The sequence below is a fragment of the Streptomyces reniochalinae genome (genome assembly GCF_003323735.1).
GTDB lineage: Bacteria > Actinomycetota > Actinomycetes > Streptomycetales > Streptomycetaceae > Streptomyces > Streptomyces reniochalinae.
The window spans coordinates 140,200-153,265 of record NZ_QOIM01000036.1 but is presented as its reverse complement, the minus strand read 5'-3'; the positions used below and the strand labels follow the sequence as shown (position 1 = coordinate 153,265).

11 protein-coding genes and 1 pseudogene are annotated in these 13,066 nt (G+C 68.9%); 9 read left to right on the top strand and 3 right to left on the bottom strand.

Features of this window, described 5'->3' with window-relative positions:
* The first annotated feature begins 56 nt into the window (after positions 1-56).
* A complete protein-coding gene (locus tag DQ392_RS16865; protein ID WP_114016597.1) occupies positions 57-1,040 on the top strand; it encodes an alpha/beta hydrolase in 984 nt (327 codons plus the stop codon).
* A gap of 451 nt (positions 1,041-1,491) precedes the next feature.
* On the opposite strand, the gene DQ392_RS16855 is transcribed toward DQ392_RS16865, so the two are convergent.
* Positions 1,492-2,184: a haloacid dehalogenase type II gene (locus tag DQ392_RS16855; RefSeq protein WP_114016445.1), complete on the bottom strand. Its 693-nt coding sequence runs from the start codon at positions 2,182-2,184 to the stop codon at positions 1,492-1,494.
* A gap of 83 nt (positions 2,185-2,267) precedes the next feature.
* Here DQ392_RS16855 and DQ392_RS16850 point away from each other — a divergent pair, with 83 nt between their 5' ends.
* On the top strand, positions 2,268-2,822 hold the full coding sequence (locus tag DQ392_RS16850; protein ID WP_114016444.1) for a CGNR zinc finger domain-containing protein: 555 nt from the start codon (positions 2,268-2,270) through the stop codon (positions 2,820-2,822).
* Positions 2,823-2,844: 22 nt separating this feature from the next.
* Here the strand turns inward: DQ392_RS16850 and DQ392_RS16845 are convergent, their stop codons facing one another.
* Positions 2,845-3,885: a DUF3048 domain-containing protein gene (locus tag DQ392_RS16845; protein WP_114016443.1), complete on the bottom strand. Its 1,041-nt coding sequence runs from the start codon at positions 3,883-3,885 to the stop codon at positions 2,845-2,847.
* A 604-nt stretch (positions 3,886-4,489) separates the two neighbouring features.
* Here DQ392_RS16845 and DQ392_RS16840 point away from each other — a divergent pair.
* The gene (locus DQ392_RS16840) at positions 4,490-5,419 is read left to right on the top strand and encodes a D-alanyl-D-alanine carboxypeptidase family protein (RefSeq protein WP_114016442.1); all 930 of its coding nucleotides are present in this window, start codon (positions 4,490-4,492) and stop codon (positions 5,417-5,419) included.
* 269 nt (positions 5,420-5,688) lie between these two features.
* Positions 5,689-6,360 (top strand): chitinase, encoded by a 672-nt coding sequence (locus tag DQ392_RS16835; protein WP_245981567.1) that lies wholly within the window; start codon positions 5,689-5,691, stop codon positions 6,358-6,360.
* Between the two features lie 119 nt (positions 6,361-6,479).
* On the opposite strand, the pseudogene DQ392_RS16830 reads toward DQ392_RS16835, so the two are convergent.
* Positions 6,480-6,982: pseudogene (locus tag DQ392_RS16830) on the bottom strand (transposase family protein); the annotation flags it as partial.
* A gap of 1,049 nt (positions 6,983-8,031) precedes the next feature.
* Between DQ392_RS16830 and DQ392_RS16820 the strand changes: the two are divergent.
* The 5 genes from DQ392_RS16820 to DQ392_RS16800 all read left to right on the top strand — a co-directional run bounded on the left by DQ392_RS16820 (position 8,032) and on the right by DQ392_RS16800 (position 13,029).
* The gene (locus tag DQ392_RS16820) at positions 8,032-8,352 is read left to right on the top strand and encodes an antibiotic biosynthesis monooxygenase family protein (protein WP_114016441.1); all 321 of its coding nucleotides are present in this window, start codon (positions 8,032-8,034) and stop codon (positions 8,350-8,352) included.
* A 111-nt stretch (positions 8,353-8,463) separates the two neighbouring features.
* Complete coding sequence (locus DQ392_RS16815) at positions 8,464-9,978, top strand: pyridoxal phosphate-dependent decarboxylase family protein (protein ID WP_181856457.1); 1,515 nt, start codon at positions 8,464-8,466, stop codon at positions 9,976-9,978.
* Between the two features lie 189 nt (positions 9,979-10,167).
* On the top strand, positions 10,168-11,268 hold the full coding sequence (locus DQ392_RS16810; protein ID WP_114016439.1) for a cupin domain-containing protein: 1,101 nt from the start codon (positions 10,168-10,170) through the stop codon (positions 11,266-11,268).
* The gene (locus DQ392_RS16805; RefSeq protein WP_114016438.1) at positions 11,265-11,954 is read left to right on the top strand and encodes a type 1 glutamine amidotransferase domain-containing protein; all 690 of its coding nucleotides are present in this window, start codon (positions 11,265-11,267) and stop codon (positions 11,952-11,954) included. The genes DQ392_RS16810 and DQ392_RS16805 overlap by 4 nt, the downstream gene beginning before the upstream one ends.
* A 70-nt stretch (positions 11,955-12,024) precedes the next feature.
* The gene (locus tag DQ392_RS16800) at positions 12,025-13,029 is read left to right on the top strand and encodes an L-tyrosine 3-hydroxylase (protein WP_114016437.1); all 1,005 of its coding nucleotides are present in this window, start codon (positions 12,025-12,027) and stop codon (positions 13,027-13,029) included.
* The last annotated feature ends 37 nt before the right edge of the window (positions 13,030-13,066 follow it).

Genomic DNA, 13,066 nt, shown 5'->3' with positions numbered 1-13,066 from the left:
CCACCCCTGTGGGGGTGCTGGACCGCTGGTGGGCCGAACGGGCCGTCCATAGCGTTGTGTTCATGAGGGATGACACGAACGCGGAACAAGAAGGTGCCACCCGGCGGACGGCGCTGCGGGGGCTGGGACTCGCGGTGGGGGGCGCGGCGCTGGCCACCGGGCTCGGAACCTCGCCGGCCGCGGCGCACCCGCGTCGCGGGCCCGGAACTTACGTGCTGGTGCACGGTACCCACAGCGCCGGCGCGTTCTGGATGCCGATCGCGCGGGAGCTGGTGCTGCGCGGCCACCGCGTCGTCATGGTGGACCAGCCGCGGCACGGCGCGGAGGCTTTCGTGGCGGAGTCGTACCAGCGGCAGGACCTCACAGCGATGGCGGTCGAGCCTTCCCCGCTGAAGGGCCTCGGGCTGGACGACTACGAGGCGCGCGTCACGGGCATCGTGCGGCAGGCCGCACGGAACGGCCCGGTGGTGCTGGTCGGGCACAGCCTGGGTGGCGTGTCGGTCAGCCGTGTCGGCGACGCCGTCCCGCACCTGCTTCACCACATCTGCTACATGGCGGCCTTCTGTCCCAGCCGCGTCCTGCCCACGGCGGACGCCTGCACGGCGGCACCCGAGAACGCGGACGCCGTCAGCCCGGTGGAGCTGACGGTGGGTGATCCGGACCGGCTCGGGGTATTGCGGCTGAACTTCCGTACGGGCGTCAGCGGTGAGTTGGCCCTCCTGAAGGAGATGATCTGCGCGGACTACCCCGACGCCGGCTTCCGCCGGATACTGGCCGGCATGCAGACCGACGAGCCCGTCGCCGCCTATGCGGGCCGAGCGGTCGGCCGGGCGAGCCGCTGGGGACGTATTCCCCGCACGTACCTGCGCTTCGGCAGGGACCGTACGATCGCCACCGCGCTCCAGGACAGAATGATCGCGGAAGCCGACGCGTCCACCCCCGGCAACAGCTTCCACGTGCACGATTTCCCCGGCGCGTCACACGTCGGCCCTCTGGACCCCACCCCGGTTGCGGACGTCCTGAACACACTCGCAGGGTAGAGGGGCTACGTTCCGTCCGGCGGATTATGACCGGGGTTCCCTGGCGTGATCTGCCGGAACGCGTGCGTGCCTGCGGCGGAACCATGAGGTCAGGCCGGCGTCCACCTCGCGGGCCGACGGCAGCTGTGGTGCGGGCTCGATACCGGGTTCCTCGGCGAGCGGATGGGCCAGCCCGGGGGATCGGCAGGAGCTCGGCCCGCTCCCCTGTCGCCTCGGCAAGACGCAAGGCAGAGTACCGGGACCGCGGCGTCGGCGAGGACCCGCAGTGCGACGGCCCCGCCCAACGAGCCGCCGCGGTGTCCTGCTCGACGCGCACACCGGACAATCAGGTCCCTACCGGCCGCGGGGCGGCGGCCTTCAGGTGGAAGGCGCTGACTCTGCCGTACACGCCGGCGGGAACCGGAAGGGGACGTGAGGTCGGCGGCGACCGGAAACGTGCCCGGCGCGTCGGCTATCTCCGTGTCAGCGCTGTGGCCAGTTCTTCCAGTCCGTTGAAGTGTCGGTCGAAGGCGTCGGAAGGCTTCGGTGGGTCGCCGGAAGGCCGGTGAACGTAGGCGGTTCGCATTCCGCTCTTCTGGGCGGCTCGCAGATCCCACGCGTGCGCCGCCACCATGAGGACGCGCTCCGGTGGGCAGCCGGCGGTGTCGACGGCGAGTTGGTAGACCTGGGGTGACGGCTTGTAGGCCGGGACGGCTTCGGCGGACAGGGCCTGGTGCCAGCGCAGCCCGGCGTGTGCGTTGAGGCGTAGCAGAGCGGTGTGGCCGGCGTTGGAGAGTCCGAGGACGGGGAGCCGCTGCGCGAGCCGCGCGAGTCCGGCGACGGAGTCGTCCCAGGGAGGCAGGCGCTGGCCAGCCGTGGCCAGCCGGGCGATCGCCGCCGGGTCGGTGATTCCGGCTCGGTCGGCCACCTGTTGAGCGGCTTCCGCGTCGATGACGCCGGTGTTGGCGTACGCGCGGTCGCCTTGGCCGATGCGCTGCTCCTCGCGTTCGCGATGCCGCTGCCACAAGATGAGCAGCTCGTCGGCCGACGCGTCGTCGGCCGCGGGCACCGCCTCGCGAAGGGCCGCTCGGAGCCCGCCGGGTTCGTCGACGAGTGTTCCGAGGACGTCGAAGACGACGACCTCGATGCCGGACAACTCGGCCACTGCTTCCCCCCGCGTGTAACGGCGTCACCGGTTCAACCGGTGACGAGCTTGCCGTCAGGTTCGTCACCGGTCAAGATGGTGACGTGTATTTCGCGTTCGTGAGCGGCAACCCGGCCCTGGACCTCGCCGGCACCGTGGTGTCTCGTCGCAGCGATCCCATCGACGCGCTGGCCACGCCCGCGGACCTCGAACGGTGGGTGGCCCGGTGCGACGAGCTACCCGACCTTGTCGCCGTCGACTCCGCGGCCTTCGAGTCCGCGCTGGCACTGCGAGAGGCCCTCTACCGCCTGGCGCTCGACCGGGTACGGGGGCGGCCCTTCGGCCGGGGAGACCTCGAGATCGTCAACGCCGCGGCCGCCGGGCCGCTTCCCACGGTCGAGCTCAGCGACGCGGGGCTGCGCATCTCGGGAGACCTCGTCGCGGCGCTCTCGCACATAGCCAGAAGCGGTATCGCCCTGCTCGCCGATCCCCACGCCCGCGTCAAGGAGTGTGGTCGCGCGGACTGCACCCGTATCTATCTCGACCGCTCCCGGGGTGCCCGGCGCACGTGGTGCGGGATGGACGAGTGCGGCAACCGCGTCAAGGCCGCGGCGTACCGGACTCGCAGACGGACCGCCGCCGTCGAAGAGCTGCGGTGATGAGGCGGCTCCGGCTGAGGTGTCAGCGCTCCTGGTAGACGAGCCAGACCTGCCCGGGGTCGAAGGGCATGCGCTTGCCGTTCGAGAGCGTGTAGGTGGTGTCTCCCGTCGCGCTCTTGCGCTGCCACTTGGTCTCGAACGCCTTGCCGTCGCGCAGGACGGTCGCCTCACCACTTCCCACGGTCTCAATGTACGGCGTCTCGCCGCTGGAGTCCGGGGGCATGTCCGTCTTCTGGATGATCACGGTCTTGCCGCCGAGCAGCTTCCCTGACGTGCCCTTGGCCGGTTCACCGTCGAAGGAGGCCAGCCAGCGGTCCTCCTCGGACGACCAGTCGAAGGAGACGCTGGACGAGCCGTAGTCGACCGTCCGCCCATCGGTGGGCGTACCGCCGCCGGGTTCCGCACCGAAGCGGAAGCCGATGTCGTCGGCCTCGCTCGCTCCCTGCGCCTTGGCGAGGAGCTTGTCGGGGTGACCGTAGAGGTTGTGTGGAGGCTCGTGGTCCCCGCCGCGCTCGTAGGCGTCGGGGTGGTCGTCGTGCGAGACGCCGTACAGAGGCGACTCCTTGATCTTGTCCACGACCCCTGCACGCGCGCCCGAGTAGGCGAGCGCGGGCCGCTGGAACATGCGCATCTGCTCGACGTTGTACTCACGCGCGCTGCGCACCGGGCCCAGGGACTCGGGGTAGTGGCTGGAGTAGATGGCGAACAGCCGTCCCAGCCCGCCCTCGACCTTCTCCACGCCGACGATGTCGGCGTCCTCCAGCGCCGTCTGCGGACGCGCGTCCTTGTGATTGTCGATCTTCACCGCGAGCACGGGGTTCTTCTCGGCGGGAAGCCCCGTGAAGGGCGAGGTGAAGGCGGCTTCCTGCCGCTTCGGAGAGGTAGGGGCGCCGTCGTCGGCGGCGAACGAGGCGGACGAGGTGACCGTCCCTGTCAGCCCTCCGACAACGGTGAGCGCGGCGACCACGCGGAGCCGTCGGCCGCGGGCTCGCGACGCCCTCTTCGTGATCCGGGACCTTTCCGGGCCGGGCGCGGGGTCCTGTGCGGTGAAGCTGTCGGCCATGAACCGACCTCCTGTGGGGGCACGTTGTGGGGAGGCCCAACCTCATCCAGAGCGTGTCGCGCCGTCAATACCTCGTGGGTGGGACCCGGGTGCCTGGAGGTCGCCCCCCAGGTGTACGGCTCACGGCCGGCCGCGCGGGCGACCCGGCCCGAATTCCTTGAACGGTTGATCATCGGTTACTGTGACAACTGGTTGATCAGCGAATCGAGAAGATCCTCGACGCTCACCAACGTCGGCGTAGCCGAACAGTCTCAGTGCTGCCCCACGTGCGGGAGGGGTCACGGGGCCGGGTTTTCCCGTCTCTCACTCGGCACGCTCACGAGGTCGACACGATGGCATGGGAGACCCCCGATGCCCACAGAGTCCGGCCCGCGCAGGTCCTACGGGGCTCGCCGAACCCGACCCTGGGCACGCAAAAAATTTACCGCGTCACCGTGAACTTTTCCGTGGGACCGGTCATCAACGCGGATGTCCGACACGAGCATCACGGGGGCACCTGTGCCCCACGGGTCGGGCGTCGCGAGCCCGGACCCGAGACACAGGGTGCCCGGGCTCGCGTCCAATTGACCACAGTTCCACCACACGTCCGACGGAGTATTTCTCCATGGCAAGACTCCTGACCAAACGCAAGACGGTCGCCGCAGTCGCCGGCGGCGCAGTTCTCGCGGCCACCCCGCTCGTCGCCTGGGGCACCATATCGAGCGCCTCCGACACGCCACCGCCCAAGCTCACGGCCAAGGGCGCGTCCCTGATCGACGACAAGGGCGAGTCGCTCTACGGCAAGAACGTGAACGACGACCGCGCCATGGCCAGCACGGTGAAGATCATGGTCGCAACCATGATCCTCGACAACAAGAACATCGATCTGGACCGCAAGGTTCCCGTTGCGCAGGCCTACCGCGACTACGTCGCCGAGCAGCACGCCAGCACGGCGGATCTCCAGACCGGTGACAAGCTCACCGTCCGTCAGCTCCTGTACGCAGCCCTGCTGCCGTCGGGCGCCGACGCCGCCTACGCCCTCGCTGACACCTTCGGGCAGGGCGCCACCAGGGCGCAGCGCGTGCAGTCGTTCGTCGTCGACATGAACGCGAAGGGCCACAAGCTCAACCTCGGCAAGACGAAGTTCGACACCTTCGACGGCACGGGCGGCGACTCCAGCACTCCGAAGGATCTGGCGAAGCTCGCCCAGCACGCCATGCAGAACGACACGTTCCGCGAGATCGTCAAGACCAAGGAGTACAAGGGCGAGGCGCCGGCAGCCAACGGGCGCACCCGCTACTACACCTGGACCAACACCAACCAACTCCTCGGCTCGTACAAGGGCGTTGTCGGCATCAAGACCGGCACGACCAGCGCGGCGGGCGAGTGCCTGGTCTTCGCGGGCAAGCGGGACGGCAAGACTCTCGTCGGCACCGTGCTGAACAGCAAGGACCGGTACGAGGACGCCGCCAAGCTGCTGGACTACGGCTTCGGCACCGAGGACGCGAAGGACATGAAGATCCGCAAGCTGCCGTCGGACGCCCAGAGCGACTGACACGCGGTCAGCCGCAGTACGACGGGCCCGGTCGCCGAGCGACCGGGCCCGTTGCCGTGCCGGATAACCGGCCCGGCCGGCCGCGCCCCTCCCGACATACAGACGCAGAGCCCCCTCGTCGCCTCCCGCCCCACCACCTCTTGACTTGGTACAGACCAATGCGGTTGAGTTCCGTGCGCCCCCTACAAGCGAGGAGTGCGCCCGTGTCGAAGCGACGCATCATGGCGCTGCTGACCGCTCTGGCGGTCGGATGCGCCCTATGGTTTGTCATGCCCACAACTTCCCAGGCAGCCCCGGCGCAGTCACGAAAGGCCACCGCCGCGGAGTTCGTGGTGAGTGAGGCCCAGTTCGACCAGATGTTCCCGGGCCGGAACTCGTTCTACACCTACAGCGGCCTCACGGCAGCGCTGGACGCCTACCCGGCGTTCGCCAACACCGGCAGCGACACCGTCAAGAAGCAGGAAGCCGCCGCGTTCCTGGCCAACGTCGGCCACGAGACAGGCGGCCTGGTCCACGTCGTGGAGCAGGACCAGAGCAATTACCCGCACTACTGCGACGCCGACCAGCCGTACGGCTGCCCCGCAGGACAGGACGCCTACTACGGCCGCGGCCCCATCCAGCTCAGCTGGAACTTCAACTACAAGGCCGCCGGTGACGCCCTCGGCATCGACCTGCTCAACGACCCGTACCTGGTAGAGCGGGACGCCGCGGTCTCCTGGAAGACCGCCCTGTGGTACTGGAACACCCAGACCGGCCCCGGCACCATGACCGCGCACGACGCCATGGTCAACGGGGCGGGCTTCGGCGAGACGATCCGCTCGATCAACGGCACCATCGAGTGCGACGGCGGGAACCCCGGCCAGGTCCAGAGCCGGATCGACAAGTACAAGGAGTTCACCCAGGTACTGGGAGTGGCCCCGGGTGACAACCTGAGCTGCTGAACACCCACCCCCGCGGCGAGCTCCGCGGGGGTTTCGGACCTGACGTCCGCACGTGACCCAGGCCGGGACCGCCCGGCCTGGGTCCCACGTGTCCCCGAGCCCGGCGTCAACACGTCGCACCGTGGCACCGATGATGCCGTGGGTTCGCGCGGCCTGGAATGTCGTGGACGGATCCCGGCAGCGCGGGCGAGGCCCACAGTAACCGTCCCGCCGGGTCGGCGATCACCTGCACGTTCATGCGGTCTTCTTGTGTTCCCCGGAGGAGAAGGGTCGGTCGGCGGCGATCCGGTCGATCGACAGCAGCGTGCCGTCCAGGATCACGAACGCCTTGCCGGAGGCTGTCCTCACCGCTTCGGTGAGGGGGGTTGGAGCCAGAGCGGCCAGGACCGTCGACGGCCTCGGCGATGTACCGGTAGGCGGTGGTAGTGCCCACGCCGAATCCGGCGGCGAGTTGGGCGTGGGTATGGCCGCATCGTAGATGAGCCAGCACGAGCGGCGCCTGCCGTCCTGCGGCCGGCCGGCGCCAGCGTGTCCCTTGCGCAAGACGACGTGCGGTCAGCTCACGGGCGAGGAATCGCAAGGACGCGGCGGCGACGGCCCTGCTGGGCGACGGGTCCAGCATGGCGATGGCGGGCGCGTACGCCCTCGCAGAAGAGCTCGCCGCCCATCCCGGTGATCACGCCCGCGCGTTCGCCGCCTACGAGTCGCGGCTCCGCCGCGAGGTGGGCCGGCCCGCGGCAGCGACGCGTCGGTCTGCTCTCCAGGCTCATGGTGCCCCGCACTCGGCCGGGCCTCGCGGTGCGCAACGCGGTGGGCCGCGCGGTCGGTCGCACGAACCGGATCGCCTCTCGCGAAGCCGCGAACCGGTAGACCGGGTCCGCCCCGACCGGTCACCGGTCGGTGCGCCTCGTCGTTCACCTCAGGCCAACCGGGCTGCACCTCAGGCCAACCGCACTTCACCTCGAATCCACCGGATCGCCGATCGCGGGTTCGGGGGGTGCCGTCCGGCCCCAACTCGCCCATGTCACCCACGCGTTGAGCCCTCGCACCCCGCCGCGTTCCGGCACATCACCAACACCTCTGACCACGACAATCGGCCCTCTCCCGAAACAGCACCCACAGCACACAGGTCACACCAACCGCGTCGAGAAAGGCACACGGGCACCCCCGCCTCGGACTTGTTCCAGAATTCAATTTCTGGACCGAACCAAGATATGCAGTGTGACGAGGATCACACTCACCCTCTTCTCTTGTCATGCCGCGGAGGGGCCGGCACTTGCCGGGCGACGCCGACCAGGGAATGTGCGCGTCCGTGCATACTCTTCCGCCCGGACGTATGGCGCGATGCTCGGGGCGTGCCCGGGGGCGCACTTGTCAGGGGGTGCCACGGCTCTTATGGTCAATTCATGGTCGAGCTCTGACCGTGCTCGAACGCGCAATTGACCTCCCCGCATCAGTTGTTGAGTGGCCGCCCCGTGAAACCGGCCACTGGCCGTCAGCTGTCTGTTGGCGCAGTGCCTCCGTGCAATGCTCCGTGCATTGCCGAAATCGGCCTGCCCAGCTCCGCCATGCGGGAGAACACGGGCCGCGAACGCGGGTCCGCAATTCCCGAAATCCTGCCCGGGGCATTCCTGTGCCCTGGCAGGCCCTGGAACAGGAGGTACAGAAATAGTGATCACCGTTGTCGAAACCTGGTTCCTGAAAGCGGGACTGGAGACTCAGGCGCTGAAGATCATGCAGGAAATGGACGAGATCGTCGGTCCTGGCGGACACAGTGATCCCGGCTGGATAGCGCATGGCCGGTTCTTGCAGAGCGAGGAGGACCCCGCCCGAGTGGTCATGATGTACCCGTGGGAAAGCAGGGAGTCCCACGAGCGCATCACCGAAGCCGAAGAACCCCTTCTCCGTCAGTTCTGCGTCGACTACTGCGCTCAGCCCCGTGTGATCGAATACTTCACGGAACTCCCGGTCGAGGTCGAGCACGACCACTGAGAAACCCGACGGCAAGTGCGAAACCCGCACGGAAACGGACGGAAGGATCCCGTCGTCTCCGCTCGGGCACCTACCGCGGACCCGAGTTTGTTTCTCACCTGGAGGAAACCCGTGTCTGATCCCGTGGGTTCGTACGGGGACTGGGACCCCCACGACCTCGAAGAAAACGGTCGGGCGCTGCTGGCTCGCATAAGGAACCACCTGGAGAACATCCGGGACATCCCCGTCGCGCCCGACATCGACGCGCGACAGTTACAGGACCTCATCGACGAACCGCTTCCGGACTCCCCCACCGGGTTCGACGACATCCTGGAGGACACCTGGCAGCGTGTCGTCCCGTACCTGACCCTGTGGCACCACCCCTCCTTCCACGCCTACTTCTCCACCAGTACGAGCGGCCCGGCGATCCTGGCCGACGCCCTCATCTCGACCTTCAACGTCAACGCCCACGTCTGGAAGTCGGCGCCGGCCGCGGCGGCCGTGGAGCGCACCGTGCTCTGCTGGATGGCGCAGATGGTGGGCTACCCCCAGGACGCCGACGCAGTGCTGGTCAACGGCGCCTCACTGGCCACCCTGTACGCCCTGACCGCCGCCCGGGACAGCAGCCTCGGCGATCTCCGGATCCGGGAGCGCGGCCTGGCCGGGCAGGACGCGCCCACGCTGCGGATCTACGCCTCGGACCAGGCGCACAACTCCGTCGACAAAGCGGCTATCGCGCTCGGTGTCGGTACGGACAACGTGGTGCGGCTCCCCTCGGACGAACACCAAAGGCTTCAGCCCTCCGTACTGGACGCCGCGATACACGACGACCTGCGGCACGGTCGTCGTCCTGTAGCCGTCGTCGCCACCGTGGGGACGACGTCCACCGGAGCGGTCGACCCGGTGGAGGAGATCGCCGAGGTGTGCCGGGGGCACGGACTGTGGCTGCACGTCGATGCCGCCTACGGAGGATTCTGGCGACTCGTCGAGGATATCCGGCCGCATATCGCGTCGCTGGAGTCGGCCGACTCCGTCGTGGTGAACCCGCACAAGGTGCTGTTCTCCTCCTTGGAAGTCACGGCTCTGTACTGCAAACGGAAGGACGCGCTCGCCAACACGTTCCGGCTCGTTCCGGAATACCTGCGGACCGACCCGGAGGAGTCGGCCGTGGATTACATGAACCACAGCCTCCAGCTCGGTCGGCAGTTCCGTGCGCTCAAACTCTGGTGGATCATTCGCTCGTTCGGCCGGAGTGGCCTGGCGGCGCGGCTGACCCGCTCCGTTCGCATGGCGGAGACTCTGCGAGCCCGGGCGAGAGAACATCCGGACTGGACAGTTGCCGCCTCTTCGGTGCTCCCCCTGGTGTGTCTGCGGTACGAGCCGGCGTCCGGATTTCCGCAAGGCGAAGGGACGGACAGTCGGCGGCAGTTCCACGACCGGCTCAACGCGTCGATCCGGGACGCCGTCTCCCGCTCCGGAGAGACCTACCTCTCCCACGCGGTCATTCCGGCCGGCTATGTGCTGCGCATCTCCATCGGAAACATCCAGACCCGCCCCGAGGACGTCGAGAGACTCTGGGAGCTCTTGAAGAAGACCGCGGAGGCGTGTCACAGAAATCTCCTGGAGTCGGAACGCCTCCTGCCATAGGCAGCGTTTCTGTCCCTGTGACGTCTCCGGGCCGGCACGCGGCATCGCCGTTCCGTGCGTGCTTCTCACGGAATTCCGGTTCTTGAACGGAGCGGCAACTCCGCCATACCGCAGATCCGCCCCGCCCCCAGTTTCACCCTGCGCTCACCGAGTGCGTCACTCCGAACCCCCAGCGAAAGGAGTCGAGTCATGCCGGAGGAAGTATCCGGGCAGTCCGGCGCGCGCAACACAACGTCCGAGCAGCCGGCCGGGCAGGAATTCTACGCACAGCTGGCGAAGCTCAGCGCCGAGGCCCGGTGGACAGTGGAACCCGGGCCCTGGTCGCCGAAGCCCGCCTCCGTCCCGATGCACTGGAAGTACGCCGAACTGAGGCCGTTCGCCCTGGAGTCGGCCTCGTTCGTGAAGAGCGACGACGCGGCGTTGCGTGTCGTCTCGCTGATCAATCCCGGGCATCCCGAACGCGGCGCCGCCGTGGGGCACCTCTACACGGGGTTGCAGATGCTCAACGGGGGCGAGGCCATGACCGCGCACCGGCACGCCGCGTCGGCGATGCGTTTCGTCATCGAGGGTGACGGCGCCTGGACCACCATCGCGGGTGACCGGCTGGAGGTCGGCGCGCGTGATCTCGTCGTCACACCGAGCCGCCTGTGGCACGAGCACGGCAGCGGCACGGAGCCGGACGCCGACCCCGTGATCTGGCAGGACGCCACCAACGACCCGCTCGTCGACACGCTGGGAGCCAACTTCTTCGAGCTGCTTCCGGAGCGCCGCCAGGCGGCCCGGCCGGTCACCAACTCCACCCTCTACGAGCACGGTCACGGCATGTTGAAACCCGACGGCCGTCGCGCGAGCCGGTACTCGCCGCTGCTGATGTTCCCCTGGGAGAAGACCTACGAGGCGTTGCACGCTCTGGCGAAGGTCAGCGACGGGTCACCGTACGACGGCATCTTCATGGAGTACGTCAACCCGTCCACCGGCGGCCCCGTCCTGCCCACCATGAGCGCCCACATGCAGCTGCTGCGCCCTGGTGAGGCCACCCTGGCGCACCGGCACACGGGCTCTGTCGTGTACCAGGTGGCCAAGGGGCGCGGCCATTCCGTGGTGGCCGGCCGCCGTTTCGACTGGCAGCAGAACGACATCTTCTGCGTACCCTCCTGGGCGTGGCATGAGCACGCGAACGATGACGGCTCGGACGACGCCTGTCTCTTCTCCTTCGACGACTTCCCGACGCTGAACAGCCTGGGCCTGTACGTCGAGGAACCGCTGACGGAGAACGGAGGCCGCCAGTGAGCACCACTTCGGTCCTGTTCGTGGTCACCGCGGCAGAGCACTGGACCCTCGCCGACGGCACCCTGCACCGCTGCGGATACTGGCCCGAGGAACTCGCCGTCCCTCACCGCACGTTCCGCGAGGCGGGTTTCCGTACCGCTGTCGCGACTCCGGGAGGCGTGCCGCCCACTCCGGACCCGGCCGGTCTCGTCGAGCCGTGGTCCGGCTACCTGGACGGGCTCGCCGCCGAGCTGGCCTCCCCGCTGGTACTTGAGGAGATCGCGCCGGACGCGTTCGACTGCGCGTTCGTCCCCGGGGGCCACGGCCCGATGGAGGACCTGGCGCACTCGGCCGCGTTCGGCGTGCTGGCCCGCGGTATGTTCGAGGCGGGGAGGCCTCTCGCGGCCGTCTGCCACGGCCCGGCCGCGCTCCTGCCCGCCCGGGCCGACGACGGGCGCTGGCTGTTCGAGGGGTTCGCCGTCACGGCTTTCAGCAACGTCGAGGAAGCCGAGTTCGGTCTGGCCGGGAGCGCGCCCTGGCTGACCGAGGACCGGCTCAAGGAGAACGGGGCGTCCTTCTCGGTGGCCGACAAGCCCTGGGACGAGCACATCGTCGTCGACCGTGCCGTCTACACCGGCCAGAACCCGGCCTCCGCCGGCCCGCTCGCCCGGCGGATGGTCGAGGACCTGACGGCTCACGGTCACTGATCCGCCCACGGCAGCCGGCGCCGGTCGCCGCATGCCTTCCCCCACTCGCCTCCCCCTTCCGGAAGTGCTGATGAAACTGCATGACCCCGATGCCGTTCCGATCACCCTCCCGACCGCCGGCTCCTGGGAGTTCGGCGACCACGTCTACGGTCTCGAGCCGCTGGCTCTGCCCTCAGACCCGCCCCCGGCCTCCGAGATGAAGGCCACGGCCCACCATGAGGACACCTCCGCTCAGGTGCGGGCGTGGGTCCAACGATGGCGTGCCGACCCGGGGACCGCGGCGGCGATGGTGCCGACCGACGAGCCGGAGATCGACCGGGTGTTCTGGTTCCGGTGGATCACCGGCCACCAGACCACGTTCTGCCTGTGGCAGTTGCTGGCCGCCGTGCTGGAGGAAGCCTCGGCGCCGGCCGACTCGGCGGAGGCCGACAGGCTCGCCCGCCAGGCCCGGTGCATGGTCCGCTGCTTCTCACTGATCCTGCTGTACACCAGCGCGCCGCCCCGGGACATCTACGAGCGCGTCATCCGGCTGCCCATGGGGCGCCAGCACGCCAACCTCAGCGGTGCCTGGGCGAAGGACTACGGCCCGGTGCGGCCTTTGATCCGCGGGCGGATCCGGGTCGGCGAGGGCGCCGCCGCGGCCGCGCTGGCGGACGAGTGCGTACTCAACGACCGGGTCCACGAAGGTATCGCCGCCAAGGTCATGGAGACCGGGGTCTCCCTGCTGCTGACCACGCACGACCGCCCGTCCGTCACGCCCCTGGCCCGCGACACCCGCCGTTGGCTGTACGACGGGATCTTCCTGACCACCCGGTCGCCCGTCTCCTACGAGCTGATCGTGCGCCAGCTGCTGCGCAGAGTGCACGCGATCCTCCTCGACATCACCGCGAACGGCCTCTACCCGTCCTACGCGCCCAGCGCGCACGACGAGCCCGCCGAGCTGCGGACACCGGAGATCACCGAGCTGAAGGAATCCTTCGCCGACACCTTCCGCCACCTGGTGACCCTCGTCGGAGCCCCTGGAGCCGCAGCGGCGGAACTCGGCGGCCCGGCGCCGGACAGCAGCGCGTCCTGACGCCGGCCGGCACCTCCTCGCACCTCCCGGCACACTC